Source organism: Thiohalocapsa sp. ML1, assembly GCF_001469165.1.
In the GTDB taxonomy this organism is placed as follows: domain Bacteria; phylum Pseudomonadota; class Gammaproteobacteria; order Chromatiales; family Chromatiaceae; genus Thiohalocapsa.
This window is the reverse complement of sequence record NZ_JABX01000006.1, coordinates 99,475-118,586: the sequence shown is the minus strand read 5'-3', so window position 1 is coordinate 118,586 and position 19,112 is coordinate 99,475. Positions and strand designations below refer to the sequence as shown.

Below are 19,112 nucleotides of genomic sequence, written 5' to 3'. Positions count from 1 at the left end.
GTTCCAACTGCATGGCGCGACACGCATCCTGACTGCCCGCGCCATGGTCCAACTGTTGGACCGGGGCAGATCCCGTCGCTAGGGGCGTCGGTTCGGAGGGCGAAGGCGGCGCGGGATCGCGGAAGGCTCGCGCCGCTGCGGGCCAAAGTGGCGCAGCGCGACCTCGGCGATCCTGAGCGCAAGCTCGGCGATGGCCAGCGGCACGGCGGCGAGGCCCACGACGCGATACGCCATCCCGCGATGCGCTCGCGCCAGCCGCCGGGCGGAGCGCAGCAGCCCGCGCAGGGTGGCGGCGAGCTCGGCGGCGGGCAAGCGCTCGGGGTCCATCGCGTCCGGGGCGAGCAGGTAGGGGGGCTTGGTCTGGTCGTCGGCGAAGCCGTCGGGGGCGGGCGGGTGCGCGCGGAAGCCTTCCATCAGGGCGCGCTCGGCGGCATCGAGGGCGCTCGGCAGCGGCACGGCGGCGTCGGCTTGTTGCAGCCAGGTCAGGTAATCGTCGCGGGCCGCGGCCGCCAGCAGCTCGCGCTGGAACAGGTGCGCCCGCGCGCTGAGCCGCCCGACCAGAAAGTCGTTGATGCGCCAGCGCCGGCTGAGAAAGCCGCCGAAGCTCGCGAAGTTGCCGCCGGCCAGGGGCTTCAGGTGCCGGCAGTGGGCGGTCGGGGCATAGATGTCGAAAGGGGTGATGCGATAGGTCGTGAGCTGCGGCGTGAAGGCGTTGCCGCTCATGGCCTCGATGGCCTGCATCGCGCGGGCGTAGTCGAGGAATCGGGCGATGGGGTCTTGTTCCTCAGGGCTCGGCGCTTGGCCGGGCTTGTCTTGGGCGGGCGTGGGTGCGGCGGGGTCCGCGCGCAGCAGGCGGCGCAGCAGGGCGTCGCGGGCGGCCTCGAGCCCGTCCTTGGCCGCGACGAGGCGGGTCAGCAGCTCGGTGATCGCGGCGATGCACTCGGCATCCAGCCCGGCGCAGCCGCCGCCGCAGAGGTTGTGGCGCAGCAGGCGGTGGCGGACCTCGGCGCAATCACGGTCCAGCGCGGCCAGGGCAGCCTCCGCGGCGTCGTAGGCGCGCCAGTGCCCGGCCAGCGCCGGCGCCTGCTCCCGCGGCGGCTCGCCGTGCAGGAAGCGGCGCTCGCCCAGGCGCGCGCGCAGCGGGAAGCGCTCCAGCGTCACGAAGTCTGACCAAAGGGTGCGGACTCGATCGTGCGTCGGCGCGGCGCCGAGGGCGGGCTCGACCTGATCCCAAAGCGCCAGCGCGGCCTCCGGCAGCCCCGGGCGCAGCCGTCGCTGGATGCCGACGAGCGCGCGGCGGAGCTCGGCGTTGTCCAGGATCTCCCGCGGGGTCGGCATCAGCGCGGCGGTGAGCCGCTGCTGGTGGCGCAGCCGCACCAGGTCAAGATAGACGCTGTCGGTGCGCGCCACCGGCCCGACCTGGCTGAATACCCACCAGGGGTCGGTGCGCGGCTCGCCGGCCGCTTCCTGCGGGCGGTTGGCGCCGAAGTCGGGCTCCTCCCACTGCGTGCCCGGGTCCACCAGGATCAGGTGCCGGTCGGCTACCGGGCGCTCGGCGATGGCGTCCAGCGCGACCGTGATGGGCTGGTTGTCGAGGATGCCGCCGTCGGCGTAGACGAACCGCTCCGTGCTGCCGTCGGCGAGCAGGCTGCTCGGCCGCACCACCGGCGGAAAGGCCACCGGATAGCCGGCGCTGGCCTGGAAGGCGTCGATGATGGCGGCGTGCCGGGCGGGGTCGCGGAGATCCGCGGCGCTCACGCGCTCGTGCTCGCCGTGGCGGAGCGTCGGGAAGGTGCAGACCTGCCGCGGGGCGCCGTCGCGCGCCGGCTGCGGGATGCTGACCGGCTCCTTCAGGCCCGTCATGTTGGTGAGGCTGAGCCAGCACGCGAGGTCCGCCTGCAGCGGCGCGTGCCGGTCGCCGGCGGCGCGGCGCAGCAGCTCGGCGAGCACTTGCCGGTTCACGCGGTCCGTCAGCAGCGCATCGGCGCGCTCGCCGGGCGCCGGAAAGAGCCGCTGCAGGTCCGCCTGCACCAGCCAGATCTCGAGCATCTGCGCCAGCACGCCGTCGATGTCCCCGCCCGCCACGCCCGCCGCGAGCTGCAGCGCCGCGGCACCGCCGGACGACGTGCCGGCGATCACGTCCACGGCCAGCCGCGGCACGCCCGCAGGCGCCCCGGCGGCGTGCGAGAACTGCACCAGCCGCATCAGCTCGTAGACCACGCCCGCCTGGAACACGGCGAGCGAAGCGCCGCCGTAGAAGATCGGGGTGAGGGTCTTGGTGTTGGGCATGGCTGTGCGCCGCCTCGCTGTTGTTTCACGGCCGCCGACGGGCGCGATGCTCGCGGAGGCGCGGCGCGGCTGCAAGCGCACTGGGCAGCCGTGCGGCGGCAGGTGCCGGCTCCCCGTGGAAGCGCGCGCTACAATTCGGCTGAAATCGCCCGCCGCAGAAGCAGATCACGGATGCCCGCCCTCAAGCTCTTCATCAGCCACAGCTCCCGCCTCGACGATGTCGCGCATCGGCACCCCGACGACGACGCGAACTGGCGGCTGCTGCGGGAGGTCTGCGCGCGGCTGCGGGCGCTTCCCGAGGTGCCGATCCGGCTGCTGATGGATCGCGACGACGACGGCGGCCTGCTGCCGAGCGACGACTGGACGCGGCAACTGAACCTGTGGCTCGCCGAGTGCCATGCCGCGGTGATGCTGGTGACCAGGCGGGCACTGGAGCGCTCGGACTGGGTCGCGAAGGAGGCGGCGATCCTGGGCTGGCGTTGGGCGCTGGACCCGGAGTTTCGGCTGCTGCTGATCCCGATCGAGGACGAGTGCACTTGCGCGGATCTCAAGTCCAGCTTCTTCGGGGCGCTGGACCTGGATCGGGTACAGAGCGAGACACTGCCGCGCGACGCGGGCCGGATCGCCGAGCGCATCCGCGATGGTCTCGGCGACATCGAGGCCCTGGCCGCCCGCGCCACGCCGCTGTACCTGCTGCAAGGCATGGTCGCGAAGCTCCTGGCGCAGGCAGGCACGCAGGACGCGCTGGAGGCCGCCGCGGACGCGCTCGACTGCGCCGTGCAGACGCCGCGGGCCACGCGTGCCGAGGCCGTTGCGGCGGCGCTGGCGCGGCGGCTGCTGCTGGCGTCTGCCGATGAGCCGGCGCTTTGCTTCGGCGCCTTCTCGGAGATCCTGCGGCACCTGCACCTCGGCTTTCCGCGGGAGCAGGCCATGCAGATCTTCAAGCAGGTGCGCGCCCTCTGGGTGCATCCCGGCGCCGCCTCCTACCTGCCGCTCGGTCTCCAGGACCAACGCACCCTGGCCCTCTGCGGCCAGCTCCTGTTCTTGTCGGATCAGGATCTCGACACCGAGTCCTACACGCTGGAGCGCTATCTGCAACGCGCCTGGCGGGGCGAGCCGCCGATCTGCGTGCCGGTGTCGCGCTGGGAGTCGCTGGAGGATGTCAGGCGCGAGATTCGCCGCCAGGTCTTCAAAAAGCATCTGCCGCCGATGTTTCCACCGGAGGAGCAGGACGCCATGGTCAACAAGAGGCAGCGGGACATCCTGGTGGTGCTGACCACCGCCCCGGAAACCGGCGGCTGGCCGGACCGCCGGCTGCTGGATGAGCTCGCAACGCTGCCGGCAATCTATCGGCGCCTGGGTGTCGTGGTGGCCTGCGCGGATGCCGGCGAGCCGTCCCTCTACGGCCTGCGTCAGGCCGAGCCGCCGCTCGTGCCCGCCACCGAGCGCGCCGCCTACATGGCCGAGCGGATGGCCCACGCGGATCTCCAAGACTATTACCGAGGCTGCGACTGATGGACTACACGCCCAGAATCTTCAACCGGCCGGAGGGCGGCCTGCTCCCCGCCAGCCCGGCGCACGGCCTCGATCCCTACGTCTTCGACGACGGCATCACGCTCGCCGTCGACGTGGCCCTGGCGACCCGGCGACCGCTGCTGGTCTCGGGCGTGCCGGGCTGCGGCAAGACCCAGCTCGCCCATGCCATCGCCGCGGCCCAGGGCTGGCGCCTGCTCGTCGAGACCATCACGTCGCGCACCCGGCTGGAGACCTTGACCGCCGACGTGGACCAGTTGCGCCGGCTCAACGACGCCCAGGTGCGGCCCCCCGCGCCCGCGCCCGCCGCTGCCGGGGGCCTGCACCCCTGGCGCGCCCGGCGGGCGCTGGCCCGGCAGGGGCAGCACGGCCTGCGACCCGACGGCTGCTACCTGGAGCCCGGCATCTTCTGGTGGGCCTTCGACCCCGACAGCGCCGCCCGGCGCGGGCTGCGCGAGCTCGACGCCGATGCCTACCAGGTGCGCGAGCACGACCCGGCCCTGGCCCCGCCGGAGCCGGCCGACCCGCCCGGCACCGTCCTTTTGATCGACGAGATCGACAAGGCCGAGCCGGACCTGCCCAACGACCTGCTGCTGCCGCTGGACCGGCGCCGGTTCGCCCTGCCGGCCGGCTTCTTTGCGCATCGCGACGGCCGCGCGGTAAAGGTCATCGCCGCGCCCGCCCCGGAGCGGTCGCCGTTCCTGCTGGTCATCACCACCAACGGCGAGCGGGAGCTGCCGCAGGCCTTCGTGCGCCGGTGCGTCGTGCTGGACATCGAAGCCCCGAACGCGGCCCGGCTGACGCGGATCGCGCGCGCCCATCATCCCGACGCCGACCCGGCCCTGCTGGAGGCCGTCATCGCGGTGCTGCTCGCGTTGCGCAAAGAGGCCGACAGACAGCGCGTGCGCCAGCCCGGCGCCGCCGAGCTGCTCGACGCCGTGCACGCCTGCACGCAGCTCGGCATCCGCGTCGACGAAGACAAGGATTCGGTCTGGTCCTATCTGCAACGGGCGGTCCTGGCCAAGGACCCGGCCCTGCGCCGCGAGCAGCCATGAGCCCGGCCGACCCCGAGCAGGCCCCGCGCGTCCGGGATGAGCGTCGGCGCGAGATCCACTTGGGCGACCTGGCCCGGGCCTTGTCCCGGCTCGACTGCCGCGAGCCGCGGCAGGCCGCGGCCATCGCCGCCTGCCTGGGCTTTGGGCTCCGCCCGCCGAGCGCCGCCGACACGGCGGCGAGCCGGCAGCCGCACCTGGTCTCGGGCTCCGCGGTGGACGCCGCGGCGCCCTCCGAGCGGCGCGGCGCGCCCGCGGAGCCGCCCGCGCTCCCGCAGCCGCCGCGCCGCCCGCAGCTGCCCGAGGGCACGCGCGCCTGCACCCTCACGGAGCTGGCGGATCTGGCCCCACCGGACGCCGAACCGCCCGCCTGGCTGGCCGGGCCGGCCAACCCCTTCTCGCAGGCCCCGGAGCCCGTCGTCGCCCGCGCCCGGCTGCTGCCGGAGCCCGGCGCCCGCCACGTCCTCTCCGCCGCGCTCGCCACCCGCCGTCGCGGCGGCACCGCGGACCTGCCGCGGCTGCTCGCGGCCATCGTCCGGCGGCGCGTGCTGCCTGAGCTGCCGCGGCAGGCGGAGCCCACCGTCGCCGCCGGCTGCCAGCTCCTGCTCGACTACAGCGGGTCCATGGTGCCCTTCTGGCCGGACCTGCACGACCTGGACGAGCAGGTGCGCGACGTGCTGGGCCGGCATGCCGTGACCACCTTCGGCTTCGACGGCGACCCCCTGACGGCCGAGCACTGGGGCGCCGCCGGCGCGCCCGCGCCCTGGACGCCGGACGGCCGGCCGGTGCTGGCCGCGAGCGACCTCGGCCTGCAGAGCCCGAGCGCCGCCGCGCCCCGGGACGGGTGGGAGGCATTCGCGGCCGACTGCGCGCGCACCGGCAGCCCCCTGCTACTGCTGACCCCGCTGCCCCTCGACCACCGCGCGCGCCGCCTGCCGGCCAACGTCACGCTCATCCACTGGTCGCCGCGCACCACCGCCGGCCTGGTGCGCCGCCGCGGCGCCGACGCCAGGCCCCGATGACCTGGCGCGGCCCGAACGACCTGGAGCGCTTCGTGCTCCGCCAGCCCCTGGATGCGCGGGTGCTGGCCCTGGCGCGCGCGCTGGTGCTCGCCCCGCGCATCGAGCCGCTGCTGCTGCGCAACGCCCGGCTCGCATTCCTGCCCGCGGCCGGCGCCGAGCTGGAGGCGCGGCTCTGGCGGAGCCCGCTGGTGGCCGCCCGCAGCAGCGCCGAGATCGTGCTGCACCTCGGCATCGCCGCCGTGCTCGCCGGCGGACTCCAAGGCGTCGCCCGCGCTGCCGACGCCCGCCCGGCAGACGGCGACGACCTCGCGCTGCCGGATGACCCCGCCACGCCGCCCCTGCACCTCGACACCCTCTGGGCCTTCACCCGCGAGCAGACCCGCCACTGGCCCGCCGCCGACCGCCTGGAGCGCGACCTGCGCTACCACGCGCTGCGCGGCGACGACCAGGCCCTGGCGCAGGGCCTGGGCAGCCTGCTCGCCGAGATCGCCCGCGAAGGCGACGAGGCGCGGCGCATCAGCCTGTCCCGGCTCGCCAAGCGCACCCTGCCCGGCATCCGCCGGCGCCTCGGCCCCGCGGCCGAGGCGCAAGCCCGGCAGCTCGCCCGCTACGCCGCGCTGGCGCTGCAAGACGGCGGCGGCTGGTCCGACGCCGCCGGCGAGCCCGCCGCCCTGCCCCGCTGGCTCGCCGAGCGCCTGCCGCCCCCGCTGGCGCAGGCCGAGCTCGGCGTCACCGTGCGCGGCGGCGCCGACAACCCCGTGCTGCACCTGCTGGACCCGACGACGGCGGACACCCCGGTCATCACCCTGCCGAGCCCGCTGCCGGCCCGCCTGCACGTGCGCGCCGGCGGCGCCGAGGGCGCCTGGCACAGCATCACCCGCGGCACCTGCATCCCCCTAGACCCACCCGGCACCCTCATCGAGCTGACCACACTCACCGGCCGCCGCTGGCTGCTGCAAGCCGAGCTGCCGAGGGCCGAGGCCGCCGACCAGCTCGCCGCGGCAGCACCGCCCCCGCTGCGGCTGGTCCACGCCGCCGCCGACGAGGCCGCCGCCAAGGCCATCGCCGACTGGCTGCGCGGCCAAGGCATCCCCATCGAGCTGCTGGCGGAGACCGAGCCCGGCCGCATCGCCCCGCGCGCCGACCAGGCCCGCGCCGTGCGGCTCTGGACCAGCGCGGCGCGGGCGCTGTGGGCCGAGGCCGGCGCCGAGCCCCCGGCAGACGACACCGGCGGACTGCTGCTGCGTACCGAGGACGTTGCACCGCCCGGCTCCGGCAGCACGAGCGGACCGCTGCTTGACTGGCTGGACTGGCAGCGGCTCGCAGAGTCGCCCACCGCCCCGGACTTGGCCAAAGCCCTGGAACGCTGGTGGCGCGAGGGAGCGCTGCCGCCGCCGGCCGAAGCCGGCGAGTCGGAGATTCCGGCCGCCGGGGCCAAGGGAGCGCGAGGCCCGGAGGGCGATGCAGACGCGGACCCCGTCGGAGAGATCCAGCGATTGCTCGATGAAATCGCCGACCCCAAGACCGAACCGCCGCGCCGCCTTGAGATCGGCGACCGGCTCGACGCGCTGGGCGACCCGAGGCCGGGGGTTGGGACTGTCGAGTTCGAGGTGCCGATCGAGGCGCCCGCCGCCCGAGATGACGCAGGCAAGGCCCCCGGGATGCCCCCCGAGCCGCTGTACCCGCCTGAAATCCAAGCGCTGCTTGAGGAGATCATCGATCCCGCGACATCACCCAAGCGGCGACTGACGATAGGCGATAGATTGGATGAGTTGGGTGATCCACGGCCTGGAGTAGGAATACTCGCGGACGGGCTCCCCGATATTTCTTGGATCGAAATCCCCAGTGGACGCATGCGAGCCCCTTGGGGCGCAGAGGTCGACGTGCCGCGTTTCTGGATTAGTCGATACCCTGTGACAAACAAACAGTTCTGGTCTTTCGTCGAACACGGGGGTTACGAAGATGAACATTGGTGGGGGGAATGGGTCCCGCCGGAGCCCCCAAGCAGAGAGCCTGCGTTTTGGAACCGGCCAATGGTTTCTGTGCACTGGGAAGAATGCGTTGCTTTCTGCAACTGGTTTGGTGAGCAGATTGACGCCGCTACCGGTAGCGTGCGATTGCCAACTACGTTCGAATGGGAGTTTGCGGCCCGCGGAAAAACAGAGATTGCGTATCCATGGGGTGGCTCCTACTTGTGGGGGTATGCGAACGTTGAGGAGACTGGCGACCCTCAGCATGGTGCTCGGGCCACGTACTTGGAGGCAGTCACTGCGGTAGGTATGTATCCGCATGGACGCTCTATTTTCGGGGTTGAGGACATGTGTGGGACCGTATGGGAGTGGTGTTTAGATGAACTGATGGACCCCGAGACGAGAGAGAAAACATATGCATCGGCTCTGCGAGGTGGGTCTTGGCGCGTACCACCAAGGCTGGCAAGGATAGATTACCGGGATGACCACCTGCCCGGCCGAAGCATCGACAGGGGGTTTCGCTTGACATGTTCATTAGAGGCATATCAACTTTCAACACGTTTGAGCCGTCGGTCACCACCGAGCCGACTCAGATGGTGACCCATCAACGCAACCCAGGCCGTAGGCTGGGTTGAGGCGCGAAACCCAGCGTCCCCGAGCGCCGCACCAACCCGCACACCCGCTCGCACCGCTGAGTTTCGCAAGTTCAACCCAGCCTACGTCCGACGTCCTGCGCAAACATTGGACCTCCCGGCTGCCCCGGCTACACTGCCGGGACTTCCCCCGATGGCCGTCGAATACCGAGAAGCCCGCCACGAGGACGCGCAGTCTTGTCCAAGATCTTCATCTGCTACCGCCGCGAGGACAGCGCGCACGCCGCATTGGCCATCTACATGCGCTTGGAGCAGCACTTCGGGCGCGAGCATCTGTTCATGGACGTGGACGATATCCCCCTGGGCGTCGACTTTCGGGACTGGCTGGATCGGCAGATCCGCCAATGCGACCTGGTGCTCGTGGTGATGGGGCGGCATTGGCTCACGGCCGAGGACGCGAACGGGCAGCGCCGGCTCGATGCGCCGCGGGACTTCGTCCGCACCGAGATCGAGATCGCGCTCCGGCGCGGCATCCCGCTGATCCCGGTGCTGCTGGACGACGCCCAGATGCCGGACGAGGCCGCATTGCCCGCCAGCATCGCGCCGCTCGCGTACCGCAACGCGGCGACGGTGCACGCCGCCGGGCGCCACTTTCGCGGCCACATGGAGCACTTGATCCGCGGCATCGAGTGGCTGCTCGCGCAGCCGGTGGAGACTCCACACCAGACCGCAACCGAACAGCGGCGCAGAGTCCCTGACACACCAATCGTCTTGCGCAATGGCAACGACGCTGACGCGCTTGCCAAGCAAGGGTTGTCCGAGGCGCAGCGCCAAGCCATGGATCACCTGCACCGCGAGGGCCGACTGACGGCAGCGGACTACATGACGGTGGCCCAGGTGAGCCACGCCACCGCGGTGCGCTCTCTCCGCGACATGGTGAAGCGGGGCCTCCTTGAGCCTCGTGGGCAGGGACGACAGGTTTGCTTCGTCGCCGCTGCGAGAAGAGACAGCCCAGGCCCCATCGGTGATGACGCAAAGCAAGATCCACAGCCCGGGAGCCCGGATGAGGATGCAGCCCGGAGCAATTCCGGGCCACCGCAAGTCGACCTCGCCGAGCCCCCAGCCCAGCCCAAATCGTCCCCGGAGATCCGCGAACTGCTCGACGAAGTCAACGGCTCCGCCACCGAGCCGCCGAACCGCCGCGCCGTCGGCGACCGCCTCGCGGAACTGGGCGACCCCAGACCCGGCGTCGGCGTGCCCACGGAGGGCGTCGAGCGCGCCGTCGCCATCGCGATCCAGGACCGCAAGTACGGCTTTCGCATCGCGCTGGTGCCGGACCCGTCGCTGTTCACGAGCGCGCACTTCGTGCTAGCGGGCCAAGCGCAGTTGTCCTCCGAGCTGCTGCGCAACCGCTTCCCGGCCCAGGTCAAGATCGGCCCCATCGACATGATCCTGCATCTGGTCAAGCTCGCGCTGCCCGGTGTCGCGCTACACCCACTGCCGGTTGCGCCGCGCGAAATCCCTTATCGCGCGGGCTTCGTCTATTTCGAACTCGACCGCAGCGCCGAGCTGTGGCGGCAGACCGCCAGCGGCGGGGGCTTCGGGCTGCACGTGGGCGGCGACTTTCCGGGGCTCCAGTTGGAGCTCTGGGCCATTCGAGAGTAGGCCGTGACCTAGGAAGATACCTCCTTTCCGCAGCAGTCCGACCCTGCGCTGTCGGCAGAGCGCCGGAGCCGGTGCCTAGGCGGAGCCTCGGCACCAGTCGGAACATCTTTTCGTTTCCTGTTTCCTGCCTGCGAGTCCGCGGCTCCGCCGCGAAGCGGCGGAGCCAGGTATTATTTCCCGCCTCGCTCCCACGCTCCAGAGACTGTGAAAGTATTCGGATGTAGGGTGGAACAAGCGCAGCGGTTCCACCTGACCCAGCTTCAGCGCTGCCTGTAAGGCATTGACTTTCATTGGATTCGATACGCACAACGGTGGGTCCGCTTCGCTTGACCCACCCTACGACGAGGCCGTTTTGTGGCTCATAAGGGAATACTTTCACAATCTCTCCAGCGTGGGCGCACGGGCCGACGCTCCAGCGTCGCGTCCAATGCATCGCGCGTCCGGTGCGACGCGCCGCTGGAGGGGCTGCCAGACAGTCCCACGCCGGAGCCTGGGCGCGAGAGGGGCCTCGGGGAAGCAGTCGGAGCATTGTGTGCCGCTGCAGTGTTGCGGTATCGGAGAAGGCCGGGTTCGGGACGGGGCGCGGCGGCTGCGCGTCCTATGGATGCTGGGCATTGGGCGGGTCTGGCGCGCTGTGCCCGGGGCGGGACGCCCCGGCTCCATGGGTCCGGGGCGGGACGCCCCGGCTCCAAGCTGGTGCCGAGGCTCTACTAGGGCGCTGCGTCCGGGGCGACTGTCGGGCCCGCTCACGTCGGCTCGACCTACGACCCCGGCACGTCTTCCGCGTCGCTTGTGACGCCGAGCTGATCGAGATGCGCTTTGAGCTTGCGGATATCCTCCGGGCTCAGCCCGCGCAGGCGCTCTTCCGGCGGCAGCCCGCTCAAGCGCTCTTCCGGCGGCACCTCTCGCAGAAAGGCGCGCCGCTCTTCCGGCGATAGATCGCGAAGGCGCTCTGCCGGCGGCACCTCTCGCAGGAAGGCGCGCCGCTGCTCAGGGGTCAGGTGATCGAGGATGAAGCGGTGGCTGTCGCGGGCATAGTCATCCAGGGTGTAGGCCATGGTCGGCAGCTCCAGTCGGTAGCGAAAATAGAGCTCGTGCAGCAGGGCTGCGGTCTGCGGGGTACGGGCGCGATAATGCGCCACCCCGTGGCGAATCCGATCCATTTCGGCGCTGAACAGTTCCCACGGGGCGTTGCGCGGATGCTTGGCGATCGCACCGAGCACGATGAGCCGGATGCGGCGCGTACCCCAGTGGAGGTCGAAGACACCCGGCCACGGCGTCGCCGCGAGCTGTACGCCGGCCGCAAGCTTGGCCGGATGGCGGGTCGCGACCGCGTAGAGCTGGAAGCTCGCCGCCGCCGGCAGCGCTTGCTGCTTGGACGCAGACATCAGCAGCTTGCGATAGTTGACGTAGTGGCCGATCAGCTCCTCGACGGCCCAGCCGTCCAAGGCCTCGTGCTGCGACTTGTAGGTCAGCAGGTTGTGCGCGCGAAGCCCCTCCAGACCGTCGGGAAGCTCAAGCCCCGCGACGGCGTCGGTGCGCTCGCCGCCGGCGCCTTGCTCGATAATGACGACGTCGAGCAACTGGCTCCGCAGCGCCAGCTCCTTCTCCAGCTCCACCCGCCACGGCGTGCCGGCGAACAGATCCGTCAGCGTGACACCGAACAGGCGGTGCCATGGCCGCGGCGTGTCCTCGGGCATGCGGGTCTCCCCCCTCGGTGGCCTGACAACGGCGCCGCCGCGCCATTGCCGAACGCGGATCGGCTGGGCGCCGACGGCGTCGACGGTGCGACCGAGCATAGGGCATGCACCGCGCAGCGACAATGCGCGCTCGCGACCGGCGCTCACGACTCCACCCCTTCGCCGCTGGAGCGGCGTGATGGCCTCGGGCTCATCTTGTGCCAAGGCGGAGCTTCAGCACCAGTCGTGCCTGCCCTCATCTCTGCGCCGTTCCGGTTACCTCGGCGCACCGGGGCGCAGAGCGCCCACAGACGCGCGACACCGCTGGAGCGGTGTCGCGAGCCTGGACCCGCCGGCGTCGGTGCCGGGCCGGAGGCTCGGCACCAGTCGGAACCCGAGCTTGCTGTTTCCTGCCCGCGAGTCCTCGGCTCGGCCGCGAAGCGGCGAAGCCGCGCATTTTTTACCTCGTGCCGAGGCTCTGCCTCGGTACGCCTCTTCGCGGCTCTGCCGCCGCGGCGCCGTGCACTGGCGGCAGAGCCGCTGGGGCCGGTGCCGAGGCGGAGCCTCGGCACCAGTGGGAATTGGGAGGTCAGATTGCCGATGGGCAGGCCCCGCGGGCGGCAAGCGGCGAGCAGCTCGTCGCCGGGAAACACATCCCGCCTCGCTCCCACGCTCCAGCGTGGGAGTTCGGCTCGGCCGCGAAGCGGCGAAGCCGCGCATTTTTTACCTCGTGCCGAGGCTCTGCCTCGGTACGCCTCGTCGCGGCTCAGCCGCCACGGCGCCGTGCACTGGCGGCAGAGCCGCCGAGGCCGGTGCCGAGGCGGAGCCTCGGCACCAGTCGGAAGCGGTTTGTGTGGTGATCCCGGGCGCTGGGTTGCGTGCCGCAACCCAGCCTATGCCCTACGGGCTTCGCGTTATCGTGTACGATGCGAAAAAATGCGCGGGGCTCCGCCGCTGTGCGACGGAGCCAGGGACTCGCGGACAGGAAACAGCAAACAGCGCACAGCAGATCAGCGGTCAGCGTCGATGGGGACCGACGACAACAACCGAACCCCCCCGAGGTCGAAGCGATCGTCGGGAAGAAGCCAGGGGCGGAAGTCGGCGCGGGCGTCGCGCGGAGGATTGAGCCAGGAGCCGCCGCGCAACGCCCGCGCGGGGCCGCTGGTGTCGGCCGCGACGACGTCCAGGTTGTCGCCCCTGTTCAGGCACCACTCCCAGACCGTTCCGGCCAGGTCCTCGACGCCGTAGGGCGAGCCGCCGTGCGGGTACACGCCAACGGCGGTGGTCTGATCCAGAAACCAGGGGCCGGCCTTTGATTTGGCGATGTCGTGGCGATCCGTCTCATCAACGTTGGCAAAGCCAGACCGGTACTCCGCACCCCAGGGATACTCGAGCCCCTGCTCGCCCCGCGCCGCCTTCTCCCATTCCAACTCTGTCGGGAGGCGGACGCTGTCCTCAGGCAGCGCGAGCCGCGCCGTGAGCCAGCGGCAGAAGGCGACCGCCTCGTACCAGTCGAAGCTCCGCCCAAGGTGCCTCACCCGGGCAAATGGTCCGCACAGCGGAGCCTACCGCTGTCGAGCGACATCACGTCCTGTCGCCGAAAGGCGGCTTCGCGGTCGAGGTACCGCGCGTCGGCGAACCTCGAGAGCCAAGAGCCGAACAGCGGCAACAGCTCGTCGCTTGCGGCAGCAAAACTGCCGAGCAAGAGGCTGCGAAAGGTAGCGGCGGTCGGAGCGAGACTGCCCGGGTCCGGGCGCAGCCGCGGCGTGAACGATGCGCTCGCAGATCCAGTGCAGGTATTCTTTGCCGCTTCCAGCGCCTTTTCCTTTGCACGCGCGCGGCTGCCTTGGATGGGTGAAGATCAAAGTCGGCAAGGCGAGGTAGCGTTCTTCGTGACGTCGCAATCGGCGGTGACAAGGGTGCTTTGCGCGATCTGGACCGATGCGCACCTGAATGCACGCCGCCGCCGGCAGTGGGCCGACTGGGTTCTGTTAAGGTGGGTCGGTCATGCAGGCAGGCGGCCCAATAGCGTGCGAGCACCCCAAGCGGGGGCGGGACGACGAGCCGATGGAAATCCGCATGCGACTGGCGCAACCGACGCAGAATCTCGTCGGCGGCAAGCGGCATACGGCGTGCGTTCGATGCGCGAAGTCGGTATGAGAGGACGACACAGATGCCGGAACACCAGGCCGGACTGGTAAGAGCGGCCTTCGACGCGGGCAGGGCCGCGGGGCTCGAGGGCGCGCCGCGCGCCGCCGGGGCGGGCGCACCCGCGCCGCAGCGCGTGCAGACGACGCTGCGCTCGCCTTGGCTGCACCGGCGCTGTGATGTCTGCGGCCACAGCTTCCGGCTCGGCGATACCGTGCTGACGCTGCCGGACCGCCGCGCCCGGCACGACATGCCCGGGCTGCACTGCGCCTCGGCCGACCCCGCGGCGGCGGCGCACGCGCCACCGCTCAGCGCCGCCGCCGGCTTCTACGACGGCCTCATCACCGCCTGGCCCATGCCGGACGAGGTCCCGCTCACCCGCCTGGAGGCCGGCCATCCGCTGCTCGCGCCGCCGCACCGCGGCCACGGGCGCGCCGCCTGCAAGGTCTGCGGACACACCTTTCGGCCGCTGGATCTGGTTGTCATCTGCCCCTGCGACCCGCTGCACCCGCGCTGCCAGGCGGCCGTGCACCGCGATGTGCTGAAGCAACTGCACTGCTGGGACCTCTGGCTGCGCTCCAGCCGGCACCAGGGCTCCTGCCCGGGCATGAGCTGAGGTCCGCCGCCGGCGCCATGATCGCGGACGGCCGCTTCGACCGCCACCTGCGGCTCCCCGGCTGGGATCAGGCGCGGCTGCGGGCGGCCACCATCATCGTCGTCGGCGTCGGCGCCCTCGGCAACGCCGTGGCCCAGGCCCTGGGGCTCGCCGGCGTCGGGCGGCTCTTGCTGTGCGACATGGACCGCATCGAGGCCTCCAACCTGAGCCGCGCGCCGCTGTTCACGGGCGCCGATATCGGCCGGCTCAAGGTCGAGGCCGCCCGCGACGGCCTCGCCCGCATCGCCCCCGACACCGTCGTGGACATCCGCGCTGACCGGCTGGAGCACGGCATCGGCCTGGCCGAGCTGCGCGCCGCGAGCCTCGTCATGGGCTGTCTGGACAGCCGCGCCGCCCGGCTCGCGCTGGCCGGCCGCCGCGGCCTCGCCGGTGCGCCCTGGATCGACGGCGCCACCGGCCCCTGGAGCGGCGAGGTGCGCCCGTACCTGGCCCCGGAAGGCCCTTGCTACGGCTGCGGCCTGACGCCCGGCGAGCGTGCCGCCGACGATGCCCTGGCCCAGGTGCGCCGCGGTTGCGGGCTGCCCGCCGAGCCCGACAGCGCGGGCGCCACCGCGCCCCTGTCCGCCCTGGTGGGCAACCTGATGGCCCTGCTCGCGCTGCGGCACGTCATGGGGCTCGATGTCCCGCCGGACCTGCTGGAGCTCGACGGCGCCACCGGCCGCAGCGTGCCGGTACGTCAACGCCGCGACCCGCATTGCCCGTATCACCACCGCCTGCCCGCGGCCCGGCCGCTTTCCCTCGGCCCCGACCCGAGCGTCGGCGACCTCTGCGCCGGCCTGCCGGCGGACGCCGTGCCGCTGGCCTGGACGCCCTTCCAGCTCGCCGTGGCCTGCCGGCGCTGCGGCTTCCGCGCGGAGCGGCCCGGCCGGGTCGCCGCCGCCGACTGCCCGCGCTGCGGTGCCCGGCTGCACCCGCGCACGTCGCTGGAACTGGACCGGGCGCCGCAAGGCGCTAAACTTCGGACACTTGGCGTTCCGGCGGCGGAGATCCTCGCCGTGCGCCGCCCGGCGGGGCTCGACTACGTCGAGCTCTGCTGACGACCCCTACCGGCCACCGCGCACCGAACGGAGCTGACCATGTCCAACGGACCCCGCGAGCTGAAACCCTCCGAGCTGCACCGCGTCGCCGAGACCCTGGCCCGCGTCGCGCCCGACGGTGCCGTCAATGCGCCCACCGTGCGCATGGAGCTGGACTTCCCCGGCGAGCGCTTCGCCCCCGGCGGCACCCCGCTCGGCGACTGGCTCGCGACCGTCAAGGCCGCCAATGCCGGCATGAGCAGCACCGCCGGCTTTCGCGCCGACGCCGTCGCCCGGGTCGTCGAGCGCGTCGCGGACCGCCTGCCCGGCAACCCCGAGCTGTCCCGGCTCTTCTTCGACCTCGGCAGCGCCGGCGCCCAAGCCGCCCCGGCCGCCGGGGAGCGCGGGATCTTCCTCAGCTACGCGTCGGCGAACCGCCACCAGGTGGACGCGCTCTACGACGCCCTCGCCGCCGCCGCGCCCGGGCTCGCCCTGTTCCTCGACCACCGCTCCATCGGGCCGGGCCAGCGCTGGCTCGACGTCATCCGCGACGCCGCCGGCAGCGCCTCCGTGCTCGCCTGCTGGGTGACCCCGGACTTCCTGCAACGCACCTTCTGCGCCTACGAGATCGGCGTCGCGGACAGCCGCGGTGCGGCCATCGTCCCCATCTGGGTCGACGGCCTCGACCCCAACAGCGCCGCCTCCTACCTGTCCAGCCGGCAGGGGCGCATGTCGGCGGCGCCGCATGATTTCGCCGACTTGGCGGCATGGCTGGTCGCGGGCGTTTGATCACGATGACACAGGACTGGGAAAACCGATTCATCACCGAGCTCGCGGAGTGCTTCGACAACAGCTCCGGTGCGACGGCGTTGCTGGCGCAGATCGACGTCAAGCACGTCTTCTTCGGTGCGTTCGGAACGCCATCGATCCTCGACTGGTGGCGGGACGTGGTCAACAAGCTCAAGAAGGGGATGGGGGGCCATGACGGCGTCAGCCGCTTGTGCCGGGCTGCCGCGTCCATCTTCGCCGGCAACTCGGTGTTCGCCAATTGCCGGGATCCCGCCGACGCCCCGGATCGCCGCGGGCACACCGGCATCAACGTCGAGCTGCGCATCACCGGCGAGCTGCCGCCTGATGTGTTGCTGGCGATCCTTCAGCGCCTGGGAGACTCGGCACAGACGCAAGGGGGCAAGGCCTTGATCAATCTCGGCGAAGAAGGCAGCTCGCGATTCAACGTCACCCTCGAGGGGCTGTCGGAGACGCAGGTCGACGATGTCATGCGCGAGGTGCATGAGTATTGTCGGGAGCGCGGCGTCGAATCGCGCATGACGGTCGAGCCCTACCACTTCCGGGACTACTATTCCGACCCCCTCACCGCCGAAGGCCCGGACGGCCAGCGCTTCGGGCTCGACCGCATCCGGGCGTCGACGACGGTCAAGGACGTCGCCCGCGGCATCATGAACGCCTACAGCGATGCGGCCTGGCCCATGTCCCAGGGGCAGCGGACGCAGGCCGTGGTCAACCGCGTCACGCCGAGCGGCGAGCGCCATCGCCTCGACCCGCGCGACACCCTGCACGACGCGGGCGTGCGCCCCGGCGACGTGCTCAACGTCTCGCCGGAGCGCACCGCCGGCGCCATCGACCCGAACCGCCGCGAGGAGGCGCTCGCCAAGGCGCGCAACGAGGTCATCGACTACGTCGAGGCCCACCCCGGCTTCGAGATGAGCGCCAACTCCCTGGTCGCCCCCACGGAATACGAATTCGACTTCAGCGCGCCGAGCTTCGGCCCGCCGCCCGCGCCCGGCGGGCCGCCGGTGCCCATCGAGCGGCATCGCGTGCTGGTGGAGGTGCCGGCGGACTTCCCGGAGCAGGCGCCGGCGGCCTGGTGGCTCACCGAGATCTTCCACCCGAACATCCACCGCGAGACCGGCTACGTCTGCCTGGGGGCGCTGAAGGAGCACTATGTGCCGGGCATGGACTTCGGCGAGCTGTGCCAGATGCTCGTGGACCTGGCCGCCTACCGCAACTACGCGGTGGTGGAGGACGACCCGCAGCGCCCCGGCGCGCTGCGCGGCGCCGCGCTCGACACCGAGGCCGCGCGCTGGGCCATGACGCCGGACGGGCAGCGGGCGATCGAGGCCCGCGGCGGCATCTCCCTCACCGGGCGCATGGTGCTCGCCGGCGCGCCCGAGCGGCGGCTGCGCATCCGGCGGGTGACGCCATGAGCACACCGGGGAGCACGCCGGGGAGCACGCCGGGGAGCACGCCGGGCGGCGACGACCACGCCGGGCCGGCGCCCGCGGCGGACCCGCAGCCGGCGGGGCACCAGCCGGGCTACACCGTGGTGCTGCTGGACGCGGCCCTCGACCCCGTGGCGCCGGCGCGCCCCATCGTCGAGGTCGCCGACCCCTTCCTGACCGGCTGGCTCGGCCCGCACTGGCGCCGCGCGGACCCGCCGTTCCTGCTGCTGCTGCCCTACCCGAGCGACGACACCGGCATCGGCGGCGACCCGCCGCTCGCCTATGCCAGCGACGCCATCGGCTACATCCAGGTGCGGGTCCACATCGCGGGCCACTGGCACTATCGCCACCCGCACACCGCCGTCGAGGTGTTGGGGCCTGGCGTGCGCGCCTGGGTACAGGCGCTGGACCCCGCCGAGCGCAGGCGCGTGCGCGCCTTCCGCATCGACGGGCCGGGCATCGAGCGGCTGCTGCACATCCCCGCCCCCGTCCCGCTCGGCGTCGCCGAGGTCACGCCCTACGCCCGGGGCGAGCGGCCCGGCTTTCGCATCCGCCCCATCCCGCCGGCCCCGCCGCCGGCGCGGCGCCTGGCCGACCTCGGCGCCGCGCCGCCGCCGCCCGGCTTCGCCGAGGCCGCGCTGCACACCGGCTTCGTCAAGGTCGTCATGGAGCCCGTCGTCGCCGCCGAGCTGGAGCGCGACCGGCCCTTCTCGGATCAGGTCGAGCAGGGCGGCTTCCTGGTGGGCGAGGTGTTCGCCGACGCCGACGCGCCCGAGACCTTCATCGTCCTGGTCAGGGCCGCCGTCCCCGCGGAGCAGGTGGGCGCCTCCTTCCTGCACTTCACCTTCACCGGCGACTCCTTCGACGCCATCAAGGCCCGCCTCGCCACCGAGCACCAGGGCGCCGTGCTGCTCGGCTGGTACCACACCCACCTGTTCCCGGCGACCGACGCCATGGGCCTGTCGTCCATCGACTACCGGCTGCACTTCACCACCTTCCGCATCCCCTGGCAGGTCGCGGGCCTCGTCAACCTGGACGGCCCGCACCGCGTGCTGCGCTGGTACGTGCGCCGGGGGGAGGACATGCTGCTGTGCCACCATCAAACCCGTGGTGCTCGGCCATGACTCGGCAACAGGGTGCCCGCCGTACGGATAAGCGAAGCGCATCCGCCGTCCTGGTCCGTGGCGGCTGCGGTTTGCCGATGCACTCGCCATCGCAACCGAGGCCGA

13 protein-coding genes are annotated in these 19,112 nt (G+C 72.0%); 10 read left to right on the top strand and 3 right to left on the bottom strand.

Going from position 1 to position 19,112, the window contains the following annotated elements:
- Positions 1 to 78: 78 nt before the first annotated feature.
- Entirely contained in the window at positions 79 to 2,289 is a 2,211-nt protein-coding gene (locus ML01_RS05615) for a DUF3376 domain-containing protein (protein WP_058554424.1), read from the bottom strand.
- A 171-nt stretch (positions 2,290 to 2,460) separates the two neighbouring features.
- Here ML01_RS05615 and ML01_RS05610 point away from each other — a divergent pair, with 171 nt between their 5' ends.
- From ML01_RS05610 to tssK, 5 genes are all read left to right on the top strand, one after another.
- Positions 2,461 to 3,804, top strand: a complete 1,344-nt coding sequence (locus ML01_RS05610; RefSeq protein WP_058554423.1) for a toll/interleukin-1 receptor domain-containing protein — start codon at positions 2,461 to 2,463, stop codon at positions 3,802 to 3,804.
- Entirely contained in the window at positions 3,804 to 4,877 is a 1,074-nt protein-coding gene (locus tag ML01_RS05605) for an AAA family ATPase (protein ID WP_058554422.1), read from the top strand. The genes ML01_RS05610 and ML01_RS05605 overlap by 1 nt, the downstream gene beginning before the upstream one ends.
- Positions 4,874 to 5,896 carry a hypothetical protein gene (locus tag ML01_RS05600; protein ID WP_058554421.1) on the top strand — a complete coding sequence of 341 codons (1,023 nt, stop codon included), beginning with the start codon at positions 4,874 to 4,876 and terminating at the stop codon, positions 5,894 to 5,896. The genes ML01_RS05605 and ML01_RS05600 overlap by 4 nt, the downstream gene beginning before the upstream one ends.
- Positions 5,893 to 8,466 carry an SUMF1/EgtB/PvdO family nonheme iron enzyme gene (locus ML01_RS05595; protein ID WP_058554420.1) on the top strand — a complete coding sequence of 858 codons (2,574 nt, stop codon included), beginning with the start codon at positions 5,893 to 5,895 and terminating at the stop codon, positions 8,464 to 8,466. The genes ML01_RS05600 and ML01_RS05595 overlap by 4 nt, the downstream gene beginning before the upstream one ends.
- Before the next feature lie 230 nt (positions 8,467 to 8,696).
- Positions 8,697 to 10,124: a type VI secretion system baseplate subunit TssK gene (tssK, locus tag ML01_RS05590; protein ID WP_058554419.1), complete on the top strand. Its 1,428-nt coding sequence runs from the start codon at positions 8,697 to 8,699 to the stop codon at positions 10,122 to 10,124.
- A 761-nt stretch (positions 10,125 to 10,885) separates the two neighbouring features.
- Here tssK and ML01_RS05585 read toward each other — a convergent pair.
- Both ML01_RS05585 and ML01_RS05580 read right to left on the bottom strand, forming a co-directional pair.
- A complete protein-coding gene (locus ML01_RS05585) occupies positions 10,886 to 11,824 on the bottom strand; it encodes a hypothetical protein (protein WP_082673996.1) in 939 nt (312 codons plus the stop codon).
- 989 nt (positions 11,825 to 12,813) lie between these two features.
- Positions 12,814 to 13,341: a formylglycine-generating enzyme family protein gene (locus ML01_RS05580; protein ID WP_058554417.1), complete on the bottom strand. Its 528-nt coding sequence runs from the start codon at positions 13,339 to 13,341 to the stop codon at positions 12,814 to 12,816.
- 635 nt (positions 13,342 to 13,976) lie between these two features.
- On the opposite strand from ML01_RS05580, the gene ML01_RS05575 reads away from it, so the two are divergent.
- The 5 genes from ML01_RS05575 to ML01_RS28410 are packed head-to-tail and all read left to right on the top strand — an operon-like array spanning position 13,977 to position 19,007.
- Complete coding sequence (locus tag ML01_RS05575) at positions 13,977 to 14,567, top strand: hypothetical protein (protein ID WP_058554416.1); 591 nt, start codon at positions 13,977 to 13,979, stop codon at positions 14,565 to 14,567.
- A gap of 17 nt (positions 14,568 to 14,584) precedes the next feature.
- Positions 14,585 to 15,664 carry a ThiF family adenylyltransferase gene (locus ML01_RS05570; protein ID WP_058554415.1) on the top strand — a complete coding sequence of 360 codons (1,080 nt, stop codon included), beginning with the start codon at positions 14,585 to 14,587 and terminating at the stop codon, positions 15,662 to 15,664.
- A 39-nt stretch (positions 15,665 to 15,703) separates the two neighbouring features.
- A complete protein-coding gene (locus ML01_RS05565; protein ID WP_058554414.1) occupies positions 15,704 to 16,432 on the top strand; it encodes a TIR domain-containing protein in 729 nt (242 codons plus the stop codon).
- 5 nt (positions 16,433 to 16,437) lie between these two features.
- Positions 16,438 to 17,868, top strand: coding sequence for a ubiquitin-conjugating enzyme E2 (locus ML01_RS05560; RefSeq protein ID WP_216819112.1), 1,431 nt, complete (start codon positions 16,438 to 16,440; stop codon positions 17,866 to 17,868).
- Entirely contained in the window at positions 17,865 to 19,007 is a 1,143-nt protein-coding gene (locus ML01_RS28410; RefSeq protein WP_058554412.1) for a JAB N-terminal domain-containing protein, read from the top strand. Before ML01_RS05560 ends, ML01_RS28410 begins: the two co-directional genes overlap by 4 nt.
- Positions 19,008 to 19,112 lie beyond the last annotated feature (105 nt).

Bases quoted from the DNA above. Each gene is read 5' to 3' on its own strand.
- ML01_RS05560 (WP_216819112.1), top strand. From the start codon at position 16,438: ATGACACAGGACTGGGAAAACCGATTCATCACCGAGCTCGCGGAGTGC.
- ML01_RS05605 (WP_058554422.1), top strand. From the start codon at position 3,804: ATGGACTACACGCCCAGAATCTTCAACCGGCCGGAGGGCGGCCTGCTC.
- ML01_RS05595 (WP_058554420.1), top strand. From the start codon at position 5,893: ATGACCTGGCGCGGCCCGAACGACCTGGAGCGCTTCGTGCTCCGCCAG.
- ML01_RS05575 (WP_058554416.1), top strand. From the start codon at position 13,977: ATGCCGGAACACCAGGCCGGACTGGTAAGAGCGGCCTTCGACGCGGGC.
- ML01_RS05610 (WP_058554423.1), top strand. From the start codon at position 2,461: ATGCCCGCCCTCAAGCTCTTCATCAGCCACAGCTCCCGCCTCGACGAT.
- ML01_RS28410 (WP_058554412.1), top strand. From the start codon at position 17,865: ATGAGCACACCGGGGAGCACGCCGGGGAGCACGCCGGGGAGCACGCCG.
- ML01_RS05600 (WP_058554421.1), top strand. From the start codon at position 4,874: ATGAGCCCGGCCGACCCCGAGCAGGCCCCGCGCGTCCGGGATGAGCGT.
- ML01_RS05565 (WP_058554414.1), top strand. From the start codon at position 15,704: ATGTCCAACGGACCCCGCGAGCTGAAACCCTCCGAGCTGCACCGCGTC.
- ML01_RS05615 (WP_058554424.1), bottom strand. From the start codon at position 2,289: ATGCCCAACACCAAGACCCTCACCCCGATCTTCTACGGCGGCGCTTCG.
- ML01_RS05585 (WP_082673996.1), bottom strand. From the start codon at position 11,824: ATGCCCGAGGACACGCCGCGGCCATGGCACCGCCTGTTCGGTGTCACG.
- ML01_RS05570 (WP_058554415.1), top strand. From the start codon at position 14,585: ATGATCGCGGACGGCCGCTTCGACCGCCACCTGCGGCTCCCCGGCTGG.